The sequence below is a fragment of the Streptomyces sp. NPDC051913 genome, from assembly GCF_044593635.1.
GTDB lineage: Bacteria > Actinomycetota > Actinomycetes > Streptomycetales > Streptomycetaceae > Streptomyces.
Genome location: NZ_JBIUCI010000040.1, coordinates 1 through 18,375 on the forward strand (window position 1 = coordinate 1; position 18,375 = coordinate 18,375).

The following is an 18,375-nucleotide window of genomic DNA, read 5'->3' on the forward strand; positions in this document are numbered from 1 at the left end:
GCGCCCTCCTCACCGCCATCCCCACCCTCATCGTCTACTTCACCCTGCAACGCCAGTTCGTCAGCGGCCTGACACTGGGCGCCAACAAGGGCTGATCGTCGGGGAAAGCCCGCAAGTCACCTGTTCCCGCTACCTATCGGAGCACCACCAGTGAGCACTGAACGCCGCCTTCGCCTGCCCGGCATCGCCTACGGCGGCGACTACAACCCCGAGCAGTGGCCCGAGGAGGTCTGGGCCGAGGACATGCGCCTGATGCGCGAGGCCGGGGTGACCATGGTCAGCGTCGGCATCTTCTCCTGGGCGCTCCTCGAACCCGCCGAGGGTGTCTACGACTTCGCACGCATGGACAAGATCCTCGACCTGCTCCACGCCAACGGCATCGCCGCCGACCTCGCCACCCCCACGGCGGCCCCGCCCGCCTGGTTCTTCAAGGCGTATCCGGAGGCACTGCCGGTCGACAGGGACGGTCGCCGACTGTCGTACGGCAGCCGGCAGACGTTCTGCCCGTCCAGCCCCGCCTACCGCGCCGCGGCGCTGCGCATGGCCGGTGCGCTGGCCGAGCGGTACGCCGATCACCCCGCGCTCGTCATGTGGCACGTGCACAACGAGTACGGCTGCCACAACGCCGCCTGCTACTGCGACACCAGCGCGGCCGCCTTCCGGCGCTGGCTGCGTGGCAAGTACGACGACCGTCTGGACGCCCTCAACCACGCCTGGGGCACGACGTTCTGGAGCCAGTGGTACTACGACTGGGACGAGATCATCCCGCCCCGCGTCACCGGAGCCGACTCGAACCCGACCCACCAGCTGGACTGGCGCCGCTTCTGCAACGCCGAACAGCTGTCGCTGTACGTCGCCGAACGGGACGTGCTGCGTCGGGCCGCGCCGGGCATCCCGGCCACCACCAACTTCATGGTGAACTTCAGCATCGAGGCGCTGGACTACTGGCGCTGGGCCCCCGAACTGGACATCGTCTCCAACGACCACTACCTGCGCGCCGACGACCCCGAATCGGAGGTCGACGTCGCTCTCTGCGGTGACCTGGTGCGTTCGATGGCCGGTGGGCCCTGGTTGCTGATGGAGCACTCCACCGGCGCTGTCAACTGGCAGCCCGTGAACCGTGCCAAGCACCCCGGCGAGATGCGCCGCAACGCGCTGGCCCATGTGGCGCACGGCGCCGACGGCATCGCGTACTTCCAGTGGCGGGCCGCCAAAGCCGGCTCCGAACAGTGGCACTCGGCCATGCTCCCGCACGCGGGCACGAGCAGTCGGATCTGGCAGGACGTCGTCCGACTCGGCGCCGATCTGCGGGCATTGGCCGAGGTCCGGGGCAGTACCGTCGCGGCGGACGTCGCCATCGTCTGGGACTGGGACGCCCGTTGGGCCCTGGAATTGCCGTCCCAGCCCAGCTCCCGACTCCGCTTCCAGCAGCTCGTCCGGGACTGGTACACCCCGTTGTGGCGGGCAGGCACAGCCGTCGACTTCGTACGCCCCGACGCGGACCTGTCCGGCTATCGCCTGGTCCTCGTGCCCAGCCTCTACGTGGTCGACGACGAGGGCGCCGCGAACCTCACCGCCTTCGCCGAGCGCGGCGGCACGCTGGCGGTGGGTTTCCACAGCGGGACGGTCGACGAGAACTGCCATGTGCGGCTGGGCGGTTACCCCGGCGCCTTCCGGGACGTCCTCGGCGTGCGCGCGGACGAACCGTTCCCGCTCCTCCCCGGCGAGACACACAGGCTGACGGGCCAGGTTCCCCCGGACGCCACCGCCGCCCTGTGGTCCGAACGGCTCCAGCTCACCGGCGCCGAAGCCATCGCCACCTACGCCGACGGGCCGCTGGCCGACCTGCCGGCCGTCACTCGGCACGCCTACGGCGCCGGCATCGGCTGGTATCTGGCCACCAGCCCCGAGCCGGCCACGCTGGCTTCGCTGTTGGCGCGCATCTGCGACGAGGCCGGTGTCCGTCCTGTGCTCGCCGCACCGTCGCCCGGCATCGAGGCCGTACGCCGCAGCGGAACCGACGCGGACTACCTGTTCCTGATCGACCACTCCGGAGCCGGAGCCGAGATCCCGGCCGATGGCGTGGAACTGCTCACCGACAAGCCCGTCCACCGCTCGGTGACCGTCCCGGCCGGAGGTGTTGCCGTGGTCCGCGAGGCCCGCTGAACACCGCCGCCCCGCGACGGACAAGTCCCCGACAGGAGCTGTCGGGGACTTGTCGTACAGGGGTGTGCGCCGCCTGTCGGCGGGAGGGCGTCACCTGTGGGCGGTGCGGTTCATCTCGACGACGTCTTCCAGGGTGGGATCGGCGCCGAGAGCGGCGAAGCGCTCCCCCATGCTCTCCCGGACCGCCGCGTCCTTGACGCGATCGGCCGCGGCCAGGGCTGCCGGCAGTTCGGCCAGGGTCAGCTCCGTGCAGTAGGCGGGGCCCATGGGCTGCTGCCGCCAGGAGTCGGCCAGTGCTCCGGCATCGTAGGGGTCGAATCCGGTGTCGTCGACCAGACGCATGGTCACGCGTTTCGCCCGCTCGGAGTCCCCTGCGACGGGAAGGGCGATGCGGCCCGGCGTACCTGCCGGCAGGCCCTTCGTTCGCTGGGTTCCGGCGAGTGCGGCGTTCCATGCCTTGATCACGGGGCGGCCGAGGAGTTCGGCGGTGTACTCGCTCTCGATGGCGCCGCCCTCCACTGCCTCGATCCGGCCGCTGAGCTGCGGGTAGTAGTTGGAGGTGTCGATGACCACCGTCTCCGCGGGGACGGTGGCGAACAGGTCGGCCAGTTGTCCCGCCACTCCGAAGGGGATGGCCAGGATGACGGCGTCCCTGTCCTTGACGGCGTCCTCAAGAGCCACGACGCGGGCGCCGGTCTCCAGTACGTCGGGCGCGACTCCCCCGGGCCCGCGGGCGTCGCCGACCTGGACGTCGTGGCCGGCCGCGCTGAGCCTGCGGGCGAGGTTGCCGCCGATCGCGCCGGCTCCGATGACGGAAATCTTCATGATGTGTCCTTCCGGACGGAGGGCAGCGTGGGTCAGGCCGCCGCGTTCAGGAGGTCGGCCAGTACGTCGGGGCGTTCCAGGGCGATGAAGTGGCCTGCCCTGGGGACCTGGGTGAAGTCGGCGGCGGGCAGCAGTTTTCTGTTGGCTTCCCGGTCCGAGGGGCGGGACCAGTCCTTCTCGCCGTAGACGAGGTGGACGGGTGCCTTGATCTCGGGGTAGTGGGTGCGGGCGGCGATCAAGCTGGGCAGGGCCTGGTAGACGGCGCGGGCGACGGTCGAGTAGCCAGGGCGGCTGCCCACCTGGAGGAGTTCGTCCACGTAGTCCTCGCGCAGCGCGCGCTTGTTGCCGAGGCCGCCCTGGAGGATCTTGCGGAGGGCGGGCTTGGGCTCGACGCCCGCGATCACCGGGCCTACTCCGGGCGCGAGCACTCCGCTGACCACCACGCGGGCGAGGAGGCTCGACCGGGCGATGCCGCCGGGGAAGTCGTAGGTGTTGACCGCGACGACGCGTCGTACCCGAGCCGGCGACTCGGCCGCGGTGGTGAGGGCGAGCACCGCGCCCATGGACTCCCCCACCAACGTCACGTCGTGCAGGTCGAGTTCGGTCAGCAGTCGTTCGACGCCCGCACGCATCGCGGGCTCGTCGTACGACGCACCGGGCACGATCTCGGAGTAGCCCATGCCGGGCAGGTCGAGGGCGTACACGGTGTACCGGTCCGCGATCAGCGGGATGAGGTGGCGGAAGTGCTCGGCCTGGGTGCGCACCGTGTGCAGTAGGACCAGGGGGGCGCCGGTGCCCGTCTTGAGGTAGCGCAGCGTTCCCTCGTGGCCGCCGGATCCCGCGCGCGGGGCGAGGGTGTGGCTGGTGGTCCGCGGAAGGTGAAGCGTGGGACGTGGCTCTTGGCTGGGCATCTCGCCGACTCCTTGCGTGTGAGGGATCACCGAGCCGGTCATGACTTTCGCCGGAGGCTGCGACACCGATCGGTTTCCACTACGGTAAACCGATCGGTTTCCCTTCGCAAGCCCGGCAGGACATTCCGCGGCACCGCACCCCCGAACGAGGGGCACCCCCCTCACTTGCGCACAGGAAACCGATCTGTTTACCTAAGTGGAAACAGATCGGTTTCCGGCCGACGGTCGGCCCATGACCAGCACCTAAGGGGAAAAGTGAGTACCACCTTCGACCGCGGAGCGCCCGCCTCCGGCACAACGGACCCGGGACGCCGCGGCTCCCATGCCGTGCGCTGGTGGGTGCTCGTCGTGCTGGGCGTGGCCCAGCTCATGGTCACGCTCGACGCGACCGTCGTGAACATCGCGCTGCCCGAAGCGCAGCATGACCTCGGCTTCAGCGACGGCAGCCGGCAGTGGGTCATCACCGGCTATGCCCTGGCGTTCGGCAGCCTGCTGCTGCTCGGCGGCCGGCTCGGGGACCTGTTCGGACGCCGTACGACGTTCGTGACCGGCCTGATCGGGTTCGCGGCCGCGTCCGTCGTCGGTGGCGCGGCCGGCAGCTTCGAGATCCTCGTCGCGGCCCGTGTGGCGCAGGGTCTGTTCGCCGCCCTGCTCGCGCCCGCGGCGCTCTCCCTGCTCAGCGTGACCTTCACCGACCCTGCCGAGCGGCCGAAGGCCTTCGGCATCTTCAGCGCGTTGGCGGGTGCAGGCGCCGCGGTCGGACTCCTGCTCGGCGGCATGCTCACCGAGTGGGCGTCGTGGCGCTGGGTGATGTACGTGAACGTCGTCTTCGCGGGCGTCGCGCTGGTCGGTGCGTTGCTGCTGCTGGCGAAGCCCGCGATCACCGAGCGACCCAGGATCGACCTGCCCGGCACCCTCGTGGTGAGCGCCGCGCTGTTCGCGATCGTCTACGGGTTCGCCCACGTGGAGTCCACCAGCTGGACCGACCCGGTCGCACTCGGCTCCATGATCAGCGGCGTGGTGCTGCTCGTGGTGTTCGCCTGGCTGGAGCACAGGGTGGCGCATCCGCTGCTGCCGCTGCGCGTCGTGCTGGACCGGACCCGGGGCGGTGCGTTCCTGGCCGTGTTCGTCCTGGGCATGGGGATGTTCTCGATCTTCCTGTTCCTGACCTACTACCTGGAGGCCAGCATCGGCTACTCGCCGATCGAGGCCGGCCTGTCCTTCCTGCCGATGGTCGGCGGCATCGTCGCCTCGTCGACCACGGTGCCCGCGCTGCTGCTGCCCAGGGTCGGCCCCAAGGTCGTGGTCAGCGTCGGCTTCCTGGTCTCCGCGTCCGGTATGGCCCTGCTGACCCGGCTCACGCTGGACAGCACCTACCTCGCCCACATCATGCCGGGCATGATCCTGCTGGGCCTCGGCATCGGCGCGGTGATGACCACCTCGTTCCAGGCTGCGACCGCGGGCGTGCATCACGAGGACGCGGGTGTCGCGTCGGCGCTGATCAACACCAGCCAGCAGGTGGGCGGCTCGATCAGTACGGCGCTGCTCACCACCGTCGCCTCGTCGGCCGCGACCGACTACCTGTCCTCGCACAAGCCGAGCGCGCTGACCATGGCCCAGGCGGGAGTCGAGAGCTACACGGCCACCCTCGCTTGGGGCGCCGGGATCTTCGTCGTCGGCGCGGTGCTCATGGCGTTCCTGATGCCGAACGCGGCTCTGGCGCCGTCGGAGGGCGAGCCTGTGATCGCCCACTGAGCCGGGGACCGCGACGGGGGTGCCGACGTCCGGAGGCACCCCCGCCACCACCGTAAACCGATCGTTTTCCAATCGGTCGAAACAGAGTTAACCTCGCCGTATGACCACCGAAGCAATGCCGGACTCCCGAGAGCGACTGCTGGAGGCAGCGGCCACGCTCACCTACCGCGAAGGCGTCACCATCGGGGTCGACGCGCTGTGCAAGGCGGCGGGGGTGTCCAAGCGCTCCATGTACAAGCTGTTCGAGAGCAAGGACAAGCTGCTGGCGGCGAGCCTGGAGGAACGCGCCTCCGCCTACGTGACGGCACTCCTTCCCGGGGCGGACGACACCCGTCCGCCCCGGGAGCGGATCCTGCACGTGTTCGAACAGGCGGAGGCACAGGCGGGCGCGCCCGACTTCCAGGGCTGCCGGTATCTCGTCGTACAGATCGAACTCAAGGATCCGGCCCACCCCGCGAGCCTGGTCGCCCACCGGGTCAAGGAGACCCTGACGGCCTTCTTCCGCGCCGAGGCCGAACAGGGCGGGGCGAGCGACCCGGACCTGCTGGCCCGGCAGCTGATCCTGGTCTTCGACGGCGCCAGCGCCCGTGCGGGAATCAAGGCCGACACACGGGGAGGGCTCATCACCCCCACCGTGGCCACCCTGCTCGACGCGGCGGACGTGCGCTGACCCTCGCGCGACGGGCGCCCGCGACACCAAGGGCACTTGCGCGCGGGAACCGATCGGTTCACGGCGATCAGACTGATCGGCTTCCCGCCGGTGACGGTGAGCCTCGTACCCGCATCCCGAGGAGCCCGGATGACTGCCGCGCCCGACATCGAGGGGCACCCCGCCCCTCCCCCGCTTCCGGCGAAGCCGGCGGCACACACGGTCAGCCTGGACCATCCCGACCTGGCCGGTGAGTGCGAGCACTCCCGCTGCGCACTGCCCGGCACCCGCAGCGTCACCCAGGCGCTCCAGGACGCCGGCTACCGCGCGCTCAACTCTTCCGTCGGCTTCCCGCAGGAGACGGACCGCTTCCCGAGCGAGCGGATCTGGGTGGTGGCGCACAAGACGGTCGCGGTGGCGGCCGGGCTCGCCGTGATGGGCCTGCGCCGCACCGTCGTCCACCCGAAGTTCGGCCGCTTCGTCCTGCTCGTGACCGTCCTGGTCGACGCGGAGGTGAGCGCGTACGGGCAGGCGCTGGACCACAACCCGTACATCGACTGCACGTTGCGCGTCGCCGCCTGCCCGGTCGGCGCCATCGCCAAGGACGGCGCCTTCGACCGACGGAGAGACACGCACGACACACTGAAAACCGATCGGTTTTCAATTCGTCCGCTCCGGGTTAACCTCACGACATGAGCACCGAAGTGAAACTGAGCCCCAGAGAGCGCCTGCTGGAGGCGGCGGCCACGCTCACCTACCGCGACGGCGTCAGCATCGGCGTCGAGGCGCTGTGCAAGGCGGCCGGAGTGTCGAAGCGCTCCATGTACCAGCTGTTCGAAAGCAAGGACGAGCTCCTGGCCGCGAGCCTGAGGGAGCGCGCCGCCGGCTACGTGGCGACTCTCCTGCCCGCGGCGGACGCCGGTCAGTCACCGCGCGAGCGGATCCTGCACGTCTTCGAGCAGGTGGAAACGCAGGCGGCAGCACCCGAGTTCAGGGGCTGCCGGTACCTGGCCGTGCAGGTCGAGCTCAAGGACCAGAGCCACCCGGCGAGCCGGGTGGCCCACCAGGTCAAGGCGAATCTGACGGCCTTCTTCCGCACCGAGGCCGAGCAGGGCGGGGCGAACGATCCGGATCTGCTGGCCCGGCAGCTCAGCCTGGTCTTCGACGGCGCCAGCGCCCGCGCGGGGATTCAGGCCGACCACCTCACCGGGCTCGTCGGGCCCACCGTGACCACCCTGCTCGACGCGGCAGGCATGCGCTGACGCATCGCCGTTCACAGCGCCCCGTCACCTGCCGGTGTGCACCCGAAGCCCGATGGCCGTGAGCGTGTTGCCGAGCATGCCGCAGGCGAAGAACCTCGCGGTCAATTCGGCATCGGCGCCCAGCGACAGGTGCACGGTTTCCCAGATGCTCGTCCAGCCGGCCCGGACGACCTCACCGATCAGGTCGTCACCCTGCCCCTCGGCAGCCGCCACGGCGGCGTATCCCTGCAACTGCATCCGGAGCGTCTCGGGGCTCGTCGCGACCAGCCGCACATAGGCGTCCGTCATCACCTGCCACGCCCCCTCGCCCCGCTCCACCCCGTCGGCCGCCCCCTCGAAGGCCGAGCGAGTGTCCTCCGCGCTCCGCCGCAGAGCGGCGACGAAGATCGCCTTCTTGTCCGGGAAGAGCCGGAAGAGATACGGCTGTTTGACTCCGACCCGCTCGGCGATCGCGGCGGTGGTGGTACCGCGATAGCCGGCGATCGCGAACTCCGTGATGGCCGCGCGAATAACACTCTCCCGCCGCTCCTGCGCACTGATGCCGCCCATGACCCCATCCCCTGATCGACTGCCGGCCGACACCCCGGAAAGCGAAAGGGTCCGCCGACTCCGTCGGAGGACCCTCACGAAAAGTCCGAGGCCAAGGCTTGAGCACTGCCAGTACGTCGTCGAGCGAGACGCCGAACGTCTGCAGATGCAGGACGCCGTGCCGCTCTGCCGCAGTGGATGCAGGTCGGCCAGTTCCCGGTCGTCCCGGAAACTGTTGAACGCTTCCTCGGAGTCCCATCTGAATGCAGGCTCATTTCCCATACCCTCTCCGGCCTCTGCAAGCGCGGCCTCAGAGCTGGGGATACAGCGCTGCCAGGTCGCCGGCCAGGCCCGCCTTGACCTGCCGGGAGATGTCGTCGGCCAGCACCTCGTGGGCGCCGGTCTCGATGCCGTCGAGGGCGAGGGCGGCGACATCGCGCGGGTCGGACTTGGGGGCGTCGACGCCTGTGGTGAGGTCGGTGTCGACGTAGCCGACATGCAGTCCGGTGACGGCGATGCCGCGCGGCTGGAGTTCGAGGCGCAGGGAGTTGGTCTGTGACCACAGGGCGGCCTTGGAGGCGCTGTAGGAGCCGCCGAGCGCGACCCAGGACAGCACGGAGTGCACGTTCAGGAGGTGGCCGCCGCCGTTGCGCTCGATGACCGGCACGAAGGCGCGGGCGACGAGCAGGGGGCCGTAGAAGTTGGTCTCGAACTCCCGGCGTATGTCGTCGACCGGGGAGTCGAGGAAGGACGCGCCGACCGAGGCACCGGCGTTGTTGATCAGCACGGTGACGTCCTGCGCCTGTGCGGCGGCGGCTGCCACCGAGGCCGGGTCGGTGACCTCCAGGGCCAAAGGGACCGCGTCGGGGTGCGTCACGGTGCGCGGGTCGCGGGCCGTGGCGTAGACCTTGCCGGCACCGCGCGCGTACAGCTCCTCCACCAGCGCCTTGCCGATGCCGCGGCTGCCGCCGGTGACGAGGACGTTCGCGCCCTTCAAAACAGTCATGACTCTCTCCGGAGATACGTGAAACCGATCGGTTTCAAGAAGAGTAAACCGATCGGTTTCACGACGCAAGCGTGGTGTGTCGGAGGGCCCGTCGCAGCGCCCCGCGCCCGCCCGGCGCCGGCGTTCAGCTCCGGGCGGCCACGGCTGCCGCGGCCGCGGCCGCGGCCAGGATGCGGTGCAGGACGGGGACCGGGATCGCCGCGTTGGTGACCGCCGTCCATGCCGTGTCGCGGTCGTGCAGGAGCCCGGCCAGCACGCGGGCCGGCAGCCGCGGACTGCGCACCGCGGTGTCGCGGACGTGGGCCGCCGGATCGTCGAGCAGCCGTACCGCGTCCTGCGGTGACAGCCGGGGGTCCTCCGCCGCGCGGCGGCGTACCTCGGCTTCGGGATCCCGGGCCAGGTGCGCGACATCGGCCGCGGTGGACCGCGGATCATCCAGGGCCAGGCGGCGCATCCGCCCGCTGGGGTCGGTGAGATGGCGCAGCAGACCATCGCGCGGGAAGTTGGGGTGGCTGCGGGGCCGGCCGGGGTGGCTGAAGCTGCCGTCCCACCAGCGCCAGACCTCCAGCAGCAGGTCGCCCGGCGCGTCCTCGCACGACTCGGCGAGGAACAGGCGGACGACCCGGTCCTCGTCCCGTGCCAGCCGCGCCACCACGTCCGGCGGGAGGTGGCGGGCGCGGGCCACGCTGCGGCGGACGAGCGGGTGGGACGACACGGCGAGACGGCGCATCGCGTCGGCGTCGCCGTGCAGGTCCGCGACCCAGGCAAGGGTGTGCGACATCGACGTCGGGTCGAAGTCGTGGCGCACCGCGGCCCGTTGCTCCTCCGTGAGGTCGGGGCGCTGTGCCACCGCGGAGCGGATCTCGTCGCGCGGGTCCTGCGCCAGTACGGCGACGCCGGGCGCGCCCAGGGCCGGGTTGGCAGCCAGCGCCCGACGTTCCTCCACCTGCCCGCCCCGGACCAGCTCCGCCTCCAACTCGGGCTCCAGACAGCACTGTTCAAGCGCCCGCCGCGGCTCGGGCAGGGCGGCGAAGACCTCACGGGGCATGGGGACGGCGGCGTGGTGGGCGAGCAGCGCGGCCGTGCGCACCGCGTCGTCGGTGTCGGCCAGCAGCCGCTCCCGCAGCGGCGCGGCGAGATCCTGCCAGCGGGCACACACCGCCGCCCGCACCCGGGCATCGGTGTCGAGGGCGAGCTCGGGGAGATGACGCGCGGGAAGTTCCGGGAGTTCGGCGGCCTCCGCACGGGAGGCGCCGGCGAGGAGGTCGTCGTACACGTCCTCGGGAAGTTCGGCACCCCAACGGCAGGCGTGCTCCGCCCAGAGCACGCGTCTGCTCGGTGACGGCTCGGCGCGCACCACGCGTGCCCACTGATCGGAGGTGAGCTTGGGGCGGAAGGTGTCGGCGGGCCGTGACCGCACGCGCGGATCGGGGTGCGCCACGGCGGCGTCCAGGACGGCGGGCCGGTCGCAGTCGTGGAGGAAGCCGTCCGCCACGTCCAGCAGGCGGATCAGGAGTTCGTCCGGCGCCGCGGGGTTGGACCCGATCCCCTCCGCCCAGTGCAGGGGCCAGGCACGGGGGCCGGGCACCGCCGCCCATGTCACTGCGCGCTCTGCCTCCGTCTCGCGCCCGGCGGCCTCGGCGACCTCCGCCAGCCGCTCCGGCAGTCGGTCGAGGGCCGTCACCCGAGGCCCGTCCGCGCCGGGCACCGCCGCCAGCAACACCTGTCCGTCGAGTGAGAGCGCCACGAACCCGGGGTCGCCGGACAACTCCGGCGCTCCGCCGCCGGCGAGCCGGACCCGGGTCCACCAGGAGTCGTTGCCGCCGATCCGATGCCCGTGGACGGCCACCAGGAATGCGCCGTCATCCGCGCAAAGACGGCGCCACCAGACGGCGTCGAGTGCGTCCCGGGCACCGCCGTCCGGCGCCGCGACGCCCCGCGCGATCCGCCAGGCGGCCTCCGGCGGGAACAGACGACCCGGGTCCACTTCCTCGATGACCGTGAGTCCGGCGTGTGTCAGTAGTTCGTGGAGCTTTTCTCGGCGCGGCACGCGGTCATGATCCCCGGCGGCTCACGAGGCGACAAGGCCCGCAGACCGGGCTCCGCCGGCCCTCGCCTACGTACACGTGCTCGGGTCGGACCGGCGGACCGTCGGCGATCAGATGGCTCAGGGCCGCCGGAACGGCTGGCAGAGCAGGTCCTTGAGATTGCCGTCGTCGAGGCAGACGCGCACGAGCGCGGCTCCGCCGGGGACGTCGGCCGACACGGTGAAGCTGCTGTAGTTCTTGGTCGTCCCGCAGGCCGTGTCGGCGGCGTAGGAGCCCCCTGAGCCCAACTGCGCACCAGCGGCGTCGTAGGTGTACACCCAGGTACGCCGGCAGTACGCAGGGCCGGCCGCGCTCACCGACTTGTGCGTCCCCGTGACCGAGACCGACCGGTTGTACCAGGTGACCGTGCCCTTCGTCCACGTGTTCCCGACCTCGATGGGAGCGAAGGAGGTGACGGGGTAGGCGGAGGTCTGAGCGCCGGCGGCGGGAGCGCCCAGCAAGGTGCCCGCGGTCAGCACGACGGAGCCGAGCGCGGCGGCGAGATGAGTCTGCATGTGTTCTCCAGGATGAGGTGGGCCGGTTGCGACGACACATCCTGGACGGGCCTGCCACCTGCGGCCCACCTGTTAAGTCACGCCTTAAAGGGGCGCCTTGGCGTCATGTGCAGCACGCTCGGGGCTCATCCTTGCGCCAGGGTGCCGGTCCGCAACAGGGCCAGTCCGAGCGGGGTGATGAGGTGCAGCACGGACCCGCCCCGGCGGCTGGTGGTGATGAGGTCCGTGTTCCGCAGCACGGTCGCGTGCTGACTGGCTGCTGCGGCCGTGACGTTGAGGCGGCGTGCCAGCTCGGTCGTCGTGCACCCTTCCACCGTCACTTGCAGGGCGGCAGCTCGCGTACGTCCGAGCAGTGACTCCAGGTTCCGGACGGTGGAGTCGTCCGGTTCGCCCGGCCCGGGACCGGTCAGCGGCCGGCTCAGGGCCGGTACCGTCAGCCGGGGCGGCTGGGTGGTGTCCAGCGGGTCCCACAGAAGGCTCACCGGGAGCTTCGAGAAGACCGTGGGCGTGATGATCAACCCCCGTCCCCGCAGGCGCACTTCGACCCGCCGCGGGTAGGGGGCCTCCAGCACCGGCGGACGCCAGCGGACCAGAGGTGGACAGATCGAGCGCAGCAGCAGATCGATGCCGCCCTCCAGCACCAGGTTCGCGCAACGCGTGGACAGCGCGACCAGCTCGGACCGCCCTCGGTGCCAGTAGGGCTCCACCGTCAGCCGATGACAGGCGCGCACGGCCTGGGCGAGTTCCCGCCGCGCGTCGCGGTCCCCCTCCGACACGCGTCTGGCCCATGGCAGGTGGGCGGGATGGAAGTCGAGACCTTCGAACTCGCGTCGCAACCGGGACGCGGGGGCGTGCAGCAGGTTGTCCACGGCGTGGTCGAGAGAGGCCACATCGCCCATCAGCGCCAGCAGATCAAGTCCGGGACCGCGCACCGGAACCAGGGACGTCAGAGGGCGCGTGTCCGCCCCCATGCGGCCCGCGACGGCTGCCCGCCACGCACGCAGGTGAGGACGGTCCTGCCTCTCTCTCAGCAGCTCCAGGCTGTAGTAGATCTCCGCCGCGACGCCGATCGTCGCGGCCACCCGGGTCCGGGCGAGGTCTGCCGCCGTGAAGTGAACGCGTAACACCAACTGGCCCCCTGCCACCGCGGAAGAGCGCGTGACCACACTCTCAGCATGCCCTTACCCGGCACACTGCACGAGGCACACTCGAAGCAGGCGCGGCACTCCGTCCTCCCGCCGCTCACCGGTTGCCGACCTGGCTCGAGCCATGGCTCCCCGTCTTCGACGAGATGCGATCCGATGCATCAGTCAGCCGCCGCCTGCCGGTGCTTCCGTCAACACGCTGCTCGAGGAAGGGGCCGCCACGTTCGAACTGCACCTCATGGACCGGAACCGACGGAGCGACCGCACGCTTTCAGGTCCCCAGCAGCCGCCACGTCCCGTTCCTGAGGAACGAGTCCATGGTCTCGACAGTGAAATCCGGCCGCGACGATGAGAGACAGAAGATCCCCTGCACCTCCAGCAGGCGGACAGCCAGATCATCGCTCGATCTTTCTCAGCAGGCCCAGCAACGTGTCCCGCTCCGCATCCGACAGCGCGCCGAAGCAGTCCGCGAGGACCTCGTCGGCGATCGCATGACCGGCCGTCAGGACCCGCTCGCCCTCGGCGGTGAGATGGTGGTCGATGCGCCGACCGTGGCCGGGGCGCCGTTCCAGTAGCCCCTGCGCCGTCAGCCGGCCGGCGAGCGTGCCGAAAGCCTGCTCGGTCTGGAAGGTGGCCGCCGCCAGTTCCCGGGCGCTGGCCCCCGGTGTGCGGGCGACCGCCCGCAGCGCGTCCCACTGGGCGAGGGTGCTGCCGACAGAGGCGAGGCGACTGTCCAGTGTCCGGTGCTGCCGGTACTGGGCGGCCTTCACGGCCCGCCCGAGGATCTGCAAGTCTGCGGCCATGCCGCCCACCCTAACACTCTGACTAAGGTTGTTTAATTAAAGATGCTTAGTTAGAGTCCCGGCCATGACCTCACACCGCGAACTCCTCGTGTCCGGCCCCGCCGACGCCCGCCCCGTCCTGATCCTGCACGGCGGGGGCGGCCCTGCGACCGTCGCCCCGATCGCCCGGCACTTCGCCACGGGGTCCCACACCCTGCTCCCCACCCACCCGGGCTGGAACGGCACCCCCCGACCCGCCGACTGCACCCGCATCAGCGACCTCGCGGCGCTCTACCTGCGTCTCCTGCACGACCAGAACCTCTCCGACGTCCTCGTCATCGGCTCCTCACTCGGCGGCTGGATCGGCGCCGAAATGGCGGCGGCGGACACCGAGCGCCGCATCGGCCAACTCGCGCTCATCGACCCGGTCGGCATCCACGTGGAGGAGGAACCGGTCCAGGACTTCTTCGCCCTCGACGCCCGAGGCGTCGCCGAGCACGCCTACCACGACCCCGACCGCTTCTACGTCGACCCCGCAACCCTCCCGGCCGAACGCGTCGCCACCGTCCGGGCCAACTTGGAGGCCCTGCGCCTGTTCTCCGGCGGACCCGCCATGAGCGACCCCACCCTGCGTCGACGTCTGGCCACCGTCGCCGTGCCCACGCTGGTCCTGTGGGGCGAGAGCGACCGCATCGCCACACCCGCCTACGGCAAGCACTACGCCACCGCCTTCCCGGACTCCCGCTTCGAGCTGATCGCCCAGGCCGGCCACCTGCCCCACCTCGAACAACCCGCCCCCACCTTCGCCCGGCTCGACGCCTTCGCCGCCCGGCAACAGCACCTCTGAGCAGGCCACCCTCCAACTGGCCCTGCCTCAACGGCTACCGTGCGGGGAACCGAGGATCCACCACGAGGGTGTGCTGAACCTCCGCAGGAGCGCTCGGGAAACATGTCCTCAAGGTGTACGCGCCGCCCCGGAGTTCGGAGTCCCAGCAGTGCTCTTCGACGTCAACCGCAAGCAAGTCACCGGCATCTTCGGCAAGGACCGCATCGCGACACTGCCCGCCTCCGCCTTCCCGCCCGCCACCGCGGACACGGAGGGCGCCCGCCTCCTCCAGAGGGTCGGCATCCCCACGGGAACGCTCTGGCTGCGCGAGCCCGACGAGGACACCGGCCGACTGCCTCTCCTCCACGACGTGGTGAACGCCGAGAACCTCATGGACGCGCCGGCGGACGCGGGCGAGTGGCCTGTCATCGGCTGGCTGCTCAACGCCCACCTCGCCCTCGACCCCATGTCCGGCAAGGTGTACGCCGTCGACACCGACGAGGAGACCGTCCAGGAGCTCCATGCCGATGTCTCCTCCCTCGTGCACCTCACGGTCCATATCCAGCGACTGCTGGAGGAGTTCACCTTCAACGAAGGGAACGACGCCGACGAGGAAGCCGACTTCGAGCGTCTGGAACGGGAGACGGCGCTGATCCGCCAAGAGACAAGCAGCATTGACCCGTTCCCCTTCCAGCACGACGACACCGTCTGGTCGGTGGTCTGCGACGAGCTCGCCGCGGGCCGGCGCTTTCCGGGCAACAGTCCCGGTGCCCGCGCGCTCTACGGGTGATCGTCGGGCGCGTGCACCCACACCGCACGGACGCGCCCTCCAGCGCCGCGGGGAGGGGATACTGCGGGATGTGGCGACCTACAACCGCATCGGCGCGACCTACGCCCGCACCCGGCGACCGGACCCCCGCATCGCCGCCCGAATCCACCGAGCCCTCGGCGACGCCACCACGGTGGTCAACGTCGGGGCCGGCACCGGCTCCTACGAACCCTCAGGAACCGTGTGGGCCGTGGAGCCCAGCACGGTGATGATCGCCCAGCGCCCGGCCGGATCCGCGCCTGCTCTCCAGGCGTCCGCGGAGGCGATCCCCCTCGCCGACGGCTCGGCCGACGCCGTGATGGCGTTGCTGACCGTCCACCACTGGGACGACCTGGAGGCCGGCATCGCTGAGCTCCGCCGCGTCGCCCGGCACCGGATCGTCATCCTGACGTTCGACCCCACCGTCAGCCGCCGGTTCTGGCTCCTGGACGAATACCTGCCCGAGGCAGCCACGATCGACGACACCCACGCAGTCGCCATCGACCGACTCGTCACCCTGCTGGGCGGTGCCCGCATCGAGACGGTCCCCGTCCCGCACGACTGCACCGACGGATTCCTGGCCGCCTTCTGGCGCCGCCCCGAGGCCTACCTCGACCCCCAAGTCCGGTCCGGCATCTCACTGTTCGCCCAGATCAGCGACGACGTCATCCAGCCCGGCCTGGCCCGCCTCGACGACGACCTGGCCTCCGGCCGCTGGCAGGACCGCCATGCCGGTCTCCTCCAGCTCGAAACACTCGACGCCGGCTACCGGCTCGTCATCACCGACGTATAGAGCCAACGGACAGCACGGCACCCGCGCCCCGAGCTGTCGACGACCCTCCGTTGCCGCCTCTCCGGCCTCGCCGGGCTGCACCCCCAGTGGTCGTCAGGCAGCAGGAGCGGTGCCTTGCGCTCCGCCTGGGCTCTGCTCTCGACGTGGGATTCGTGAGCCGTGACGCGGAAGGCCTCCTCGTACGAAGCCATGGCCGCACCCATGGCGCCGCCTGCAAGACCCCGCCGACGGACGCCTGCGGCCAGCCAGGTGAAGGACCCCCAATACTGCGGCAGGACCACCGGCCAGGATCAGGAACGGCCACAACCCATCCATGGACGTGAGCCCCATGACCAAGTGGTGCTCAGACCCTAGACAGCGGTGGTCCTGACCGGCCATGCCCCGCGGCCCAACAGATCGAGGACGAGCGCCGCGATGTTCCACGCGTCGTCCTCGCCTCGGTGATGACGACCCTCCAGCGGCAGTCCGGCGATCTGCAGAGCCTGCGCCATGCCCGGCTTCCTGCGCAGCCCGTACGCCTCGGTGAACACGGCCTTGGCGTTGGTGTGGGTGCGTTCCGTCGGATAACCGAACGGATAGGCCACCCCGTCGGCCTGACTCTGGCGGGCGAACTGCCGACGGTCGTACTCGCCCCAACTCGCCCAGCGGCGCTCCCCCGCGCCGTACTCCCCGACAAGGATCCGGCATGCCTCGGCGAAGCTGACGCCCCGTTCCACCTCGGCCTGTGTCAGGCCGGTCAGTTCGGTGCAGAAGTCGCTCACCGCCGACCGGACGGGGCGGACCAGGAGACGGTGCCGGGACACCCGACGCCGCGCCGGCACGTCCACGACGGTGAGCCCGATCTCGATGATCTCGTTCACGGCACCGGGCGGCGGCCGGCCGTCCCAGCAGGTGGCTTCCACATCGATGACGTTCAGCAGGGCCGATTCGGGGGACATGGAGCGAGGGTAGAGATGCGCGTCCGCTTCCGGCACCTCGTTTTCCACCGGTCACACGCCGAGTCCGTCGTTCCTGCTCCCGGCCGAACTCCTGCCACCAGGTGCCCCGTTGCTAAGCTCCCGGTCCGTGAGCGTCCCGCCCCCGACCGACTGGGCCGGGCTGTACCACGCCTACGGCCGGGCCACGGACGTCCCAGAACAGTTGGCGGCGCTGTCCACCACCGACCCCGCCGTACGTCGTGCGGCCGGGTCGGCCCTCTCCGGCAGCGTCTGCCACCAGGGCACGCGCTGGCCCGCCAGCGCGCCTGTCGTGCCTGCGCTCGTCGCCCTCGTCGACATTCCCTCGACACCCGACCGGGACACCGTCCTGCACCTGCTCCACGCCGTCGCCATCGGCAACCTGCGCGATGACGAACTGCCGTTCCACCCCGAGCGGGCCTTCGCCGAGGCGGACCGGGTGCGCCCGGCGGACGAGGGTGCGGTGCTCCGGGTTCTCTTCGAGGAGGAGGAGCCGGACGTCGACGCCGTCGCCGACGTGGCCGACGCCGTGGCGCTGCGCTGGGCCGCCGAGGCCTACCGCGCGGCCGAGCGCCACACCGCGTCCTTCCTGACGTGGCTGCGCGATCCCGACCCCGCGGTGGTGACCCTCGCTGCGGCGTTGCTGGTCTGGTTCGCCCCGGTGCCGGGGCTGTCGGGCGCGCTGGCCGCCGTGCCGTGCGACACCGCCGACGCACGGGCGTCGGCGAACCTCGCACTGGCCCACCTGCCCGGAACCCTCGGCTCCGAGGAGTCCGTAGCCCTGACGGCGTGCCTTGCCTCGCAGCACGAGGCGGTACGGGTCACGGCCGCCGTCGCCCTGGCCCGCCGACAGGCGACGGCACTGCCGGACGCGGCACTGTCCGTCCTCGTGCACGCCGATGCGGTCGAGGTCACCGGCGCCGTTCGAGGCTGGGACCGTCCCCTGCGGGGCCACGTCGCGGTGGCGCTGCGACACCTGGGCCTGTGATCGCCTACTCGTGAACGGGCGGGCCACCTACCTGACTTGTTGATCGCGGGACCGTCAGCCGTACAGACTGCACCGGTGAGTCCCGAACTTCCCGTCTTCCGCTACCACCCCGATCCGATCGCCACCGGGGCCGTCCGCGCGAGCGCGGAGACCTGCGCGTGCTGCGAACGGGCCACGGGGTGGATCTACCTTTGATCTTGGCCAGTGCTCCGGCCTTCAGGCCGGATGGTGAAGGCCATCTCAAAACAGGTGTGACCCGCGCCGAAGCACGGGTCTGCACTGTTGACCTCAGCCCGTTGGGCGTTTTTGCCGCTCGATGTACTGCTGTACGACGGTCAGGGGCGCCCCGCCGCAGCTTCCGGCGAAGTAGGAG

At 70.8% G+C, this 18,375-nt stretch carries 19 protein-coding genes and 1 pseudogene; 11 read left to right on the top strand and 9 right to left on the bottom strand.

The window, feature by feature from the left end; all coding sequences use genetic code 11:
* Together ACIHIX_RS47480 and ACIHIX_RS47485 are read left to right on the top strand one after the other, a co-directional pair.
* A pseudogene (locus ACIHIX_RS47480) lies at nt 1–95 on the top strand (carbohydrate ABC transporter permease); the annotation flags it as partial.
* A gap of 55 nt (nt 96–150) precedes the next feature.
* On the top strand, nt 151–2,166 hold the full coding sequence (locus ACIHIX_RS47485; protein ID WP_399966909.1) for a beta-galactosidase: 2,016 nt from the start codon (nt 151–153) through the stop codon (nt 2,164–2,166).
* 90 nt (nt 2,167–2,256) lie between these two features.
* Here ACIHIX_RS47485 and ACIHIX_RS47490 read toward each other — a convergent pair whose 3' ends face one another.
* Nucleotides 2,257–2,991: an NADPH-dependent F420 reductase gene (locus tag ACIHIX_RS47490; RefSeq protein WP_399966910.1), complete on the bottom strand. Its 735-nt coding sequence runs from the start codon at nt 2,989–2,991 to the stop codon at nt 2,257–2,259.
* Nucleotides 2,992–3,023: 32 nt separating this feature from the next.
* Complete coding sequence (locus tag ACIHIX_RS47495) at nt 3,024–3,902, bottom strand: alpha/beta fold hydrolase (protein WP_399966911.1); 879 nt, start codon at nt 3,900–3,902, stop codon at nt 3,024–3,026.
* A gap of 255 nt (nt 3,903–4,157) precedes the next feature.
* Here ACIHIX_RS47495 and ACIHIX_RS47500 point away from each other — a divergent pair, with 255 nt between their 5' ends.
* The 4 genes from ACIHIX_RS47500 to ACIHIX_RS47515 all read left to right on the top strand — a co-directional run bounded on the left by ACIHIX_RS47500 (nt 4,158) and on the right by ACIHIX_RS47515 (nt 7,568).
* The gene (locus ACIHIX_RS47500) at nt 4,158–5,657 is read left to right on the top strand and encodes an MFS transporter (RefSeq protein WP_399966912.1); all 1,500 of its coding nucleotides are present in this window, start codon (nt 4,158–4,160) and stop codon (nt 5,655–5,657) included.
* 100 nt (nt 5,658–5,757) lie between these two features.
* Nucleotides 5,758–6,327, top strand: coding sequence for a TetR/AcrR family transcriptional regulator (locus ACIHIX_RS47505; RefSeq protein ID WP_399966913.1), 570 nt, complete (start codon nt 5,758–5,760; stop codon nt 6,325–6,327).
* 129 nt (nt 6,328–6,456) lie between these two features.
* Entirely contained in the window at nt 6,457–7,002 is a 546-nt protein-coding gene (locus tag ACIHIX_RS47510) for a hypothetical protein (protein ID WP_399966914.1), read from the top strand.
* Complete coding sequence (locus ACIHIX_RS47515; protein WP_399966915.1) at nt 6,999–7,568, top strand: TetR/AcrR family transcriptional regulator; 570 nt, start codon at nt 6,999–7,001, stop codon at nt 7,566–7,568. The genes ACIHIX_RS47510 and ACIHIX_RS47515 overlap by 4 nt, the downstream gene beginning before the upstream one ends.
* 24 nt (nt 7,569–7,592) lie before the next feature.
* On the opposite strand, the gene ACIHIX_RS47520 is transcribed toward ACIHIX_RS47515, so the two are convergent.
* The 6 genes from ACIHIX_RS47520 to ACIHIX_RS47545 all read right to left on the bottom strand — a co-directional run bounded on the left by ACIHIX_RS47520 (nt 7,593) and on the right by ACIHIX_RS47545 (nt 13,652).
* Entirely contained in the window at nt 7,593–8,117 is a 525-nt protein-coding gene (locus tag ACIHIX_RS47520) for a TetR/AcrR family transcriptional regulator (protein ID WP_399966916.1), read from the bottom strand.
* A gap of 289 nt (nt 8,118–8,406) precedes the next feature.
* Nucleotides 8,407–9,102, bottom strand: coding sequence for an SDR family oxidoreductase (locus ACIHIX_RS47525; protein WP_399966917.1), 696 nt, complete (start codon nt 9,100–9,102; stop codon nt 8,407–8,409).
* 124 nt (nt 9,103–9,226) lie between these two features.
* Nucleotides 9,227–11,152, bottom strand: a complete 1,926-nt coding sequence (locus ACIHIX_RS47530) for a hypothetical protein (RefSeq protein ID WP_399966918.1) — start codon at nt 11,150–11,152, stop codon at nt 9,227–9,229.
* Nucleotides 11,153–11,269: 117 nt separating this feature from the next.
* Entirely contained in the window at nt 11,270–11,704 is a 435-nt protein-coding gene (locus ACIHIX_RS47535; protein ID WP_399966919.1) for a hypothetical protein, read from the bottom strand.
* Between the two features lie 125 nt (nt 11,705–11,829).
* Nucleotides 11,830–12,831 (bottom strand): ArsR/SmtB family transcription factor, encoded by a 1,002-nt coding sequence (locus tag ACIHIX_RS47540; RefSeq protein ID WP_399966920.1) that lies wholly within the window; start codon nt 12,829–12,831, stop codon nt 11,830–11,832.
* A 413-nt stretch (nt 12,832–13,244) separates the two neighbouring features.
* Nucleotides 13,245–13,652 (bottom strand): MarR family winged helix-turn-helix transcriptional regulator, encoded by a 408-nt coding sequence (locus ACIHIX_RS47545; RefSeq protein WP_399966921.1) that lies wholly within the window; start codon nt 13,650–13,652, stop codon nt 13,245–13,247.
* 64 nt (nt 13,653–13,716) lie between these two features.
* Between ACIHIX_RS47545 and ACIHIX_RS47550 the strand changes: the two genes are divergently transcribed.
* The 3 genes from ACIHIX_RS47550 (at nt 13,717) to ACIHIX_RS47560 (ending at nt 16,058) form a co-directional block, all read left to right on the top strand.
* Nucleotides 13,717–14,478, top strand: coding sequence for an alpha/beta fold hydrolase (locus ACIHIX_RS47550; RefSeq protein ID WP_399966922.1), 762 nt, complete (start codon nt 13,717–13,719; stop codon nt 14,476–14,478).
* Nucleotides 14,479–14,626: 148 nt separating this feature from the next.
* Entirely contained in the window at nt 14,627–15,247 is a 621-nt protein-coding gene (locus tag ACIHIX_RS47555) for an SUKH-4 family immunity protein (RefSeq protein ID WP_399966923.1), read from the top strand.
* Nucleotides 15,248–15,317: 70 nt separating this feature from the next.
* On the top strand, nt 15,318–16,058 hold the full coding sequence (locus ACIHIX_RS47560; protein WP_399966924.1) for a class I SAM-dependent methyltransferase: 741 nt from the start codon (nt 15,318–15,320) through the stop codon (nt 16,056–16,058).
* A 350-nt stretch (nt 16,059–16,408) separates the two neighbouring features.
* Here the strand turns inward: ACIHIX_RS47560 and ACIHIX_RS47565 are convergent, their stop codons facing one another.
* Nucleotides 16,409–16,996: an exonuclease domain-containing protein gene (locus ACIHIX_RS47565; protein ID WP_399966925.1), complete on the bottom strand. Its 588-nt coding sequence runs from the start codon at nt 16,994–16,996 to the stop codon at nt 16,409–16,411.
* 127 nt (nt 16,997–17,123) lie between these two features.
* On the opposite strand from ACIHIX_RS47565, the gene ACIHIX_RS47570 reads away from it, so the two are divergent.
* Together ACIHIX_RS47570 and ACIHIX_RS47575 are read left to right on the top strand one after the other, a co-directional pair.
* Entirely contained in the window at nt 17,124–18,002 is an 879-nt protein-coding gene (locus tag ACIHIX_RS47570) for a hypothetical protein (RefSeq protein WP_399966926.1), read from the top strand.
* 75 nt (nt 18,003–18,077) lie between these two features.
* A complete protein-coding gene (locus tag ACIHIX_RS47575; RefSeq protein WP_399966927.1) occupies nt 18,078–18,197 on the top strand; it encodes a CbrC family protein in 120 nt (39 codons plus the stop codon).
* Nucleotides 18,198–18,375: the final 178 nt, after the last annotated feature.

Coding starts and splice junctions, on each gene's coding strand:
- ACIHIX_RS47515 (WP_399966915.1), top strand. CDS start 6,999: ATGAGCACCGAAGTGAAACTGAGCCCCAGAGAGCGCCTGCTGGAGGCG.
- ACIHIX_RS47505 (WP_399966913.1), top strand. CDS start 5,758: ATGACCACCGAAGCAATGCCGGACTCCCGAGAGCGACTGCTGGAGGCA.
- ACIHIX_RS47525 (WP_399966917.1), bottom strand. CDS start 9,102: ATGACTGTTTTGAAGGGCGCGAACGTCCTCGTCACCGGCGGCAGCCGC.
- ACIHIX_RS47520 (WP_399966916.1), bottom strand. CDS start 8,117: ATGGGCGGCATCAGTGCGCAGGAGCGGCGGGAGAGTGTTATTCGCGCG.
- ACIHIX_RS47535 (WP_399966919.1), bottom strand. CDS start 11,704: ATGCAGACTCATCTCGCCGCCGCGCTCGGCTCCGTCGTGCTGACCGCG.
- ACIHIX_RS47495 (WP_399966911.1), bottom strand. CDS start 3,902: ATGCCCAGCCAAGAGCCACGTCCCACGCTTCACCTTCCGCGGACCACC.
- ACIHIX_RS47510 (WP_399966914.1), top strand. CDS start 6,457: ATGACTGCCGCGCCCGACATCGAGGGGCACCCCGCCCCTCCCCCGCTT.
- ACIHIX_RS47545 (WP_399966921.1), bottom strand. CDS start 13,652: ATGGCCGCAGACTTGCAGATCCTCGGGCGGGCCGTGAAGGCCGCCCAG.
- ACIHIX_RS47550 (WP_399966922.1), top strand. CDS start 13,717: ATGACCTCACACCGCGAACTCCTCGTGTCCGGCCCCGCCGACGCCCGC.
- ACIHIX_RS47565 (WP_399966925.1), bottom strand. CDS start 16,996: ATGTCCCCCGAATCGGCCCTGCTGAACGTCATCGATGTGGAAGCCACC.
- ACIHIX_RS47490 (WP_399966910.1), bottom strand. CDS start 2,991: ATGAAGATTTCCGTCATCGGAGCCGGCGCGATCGGCGGCAACCTCGCC.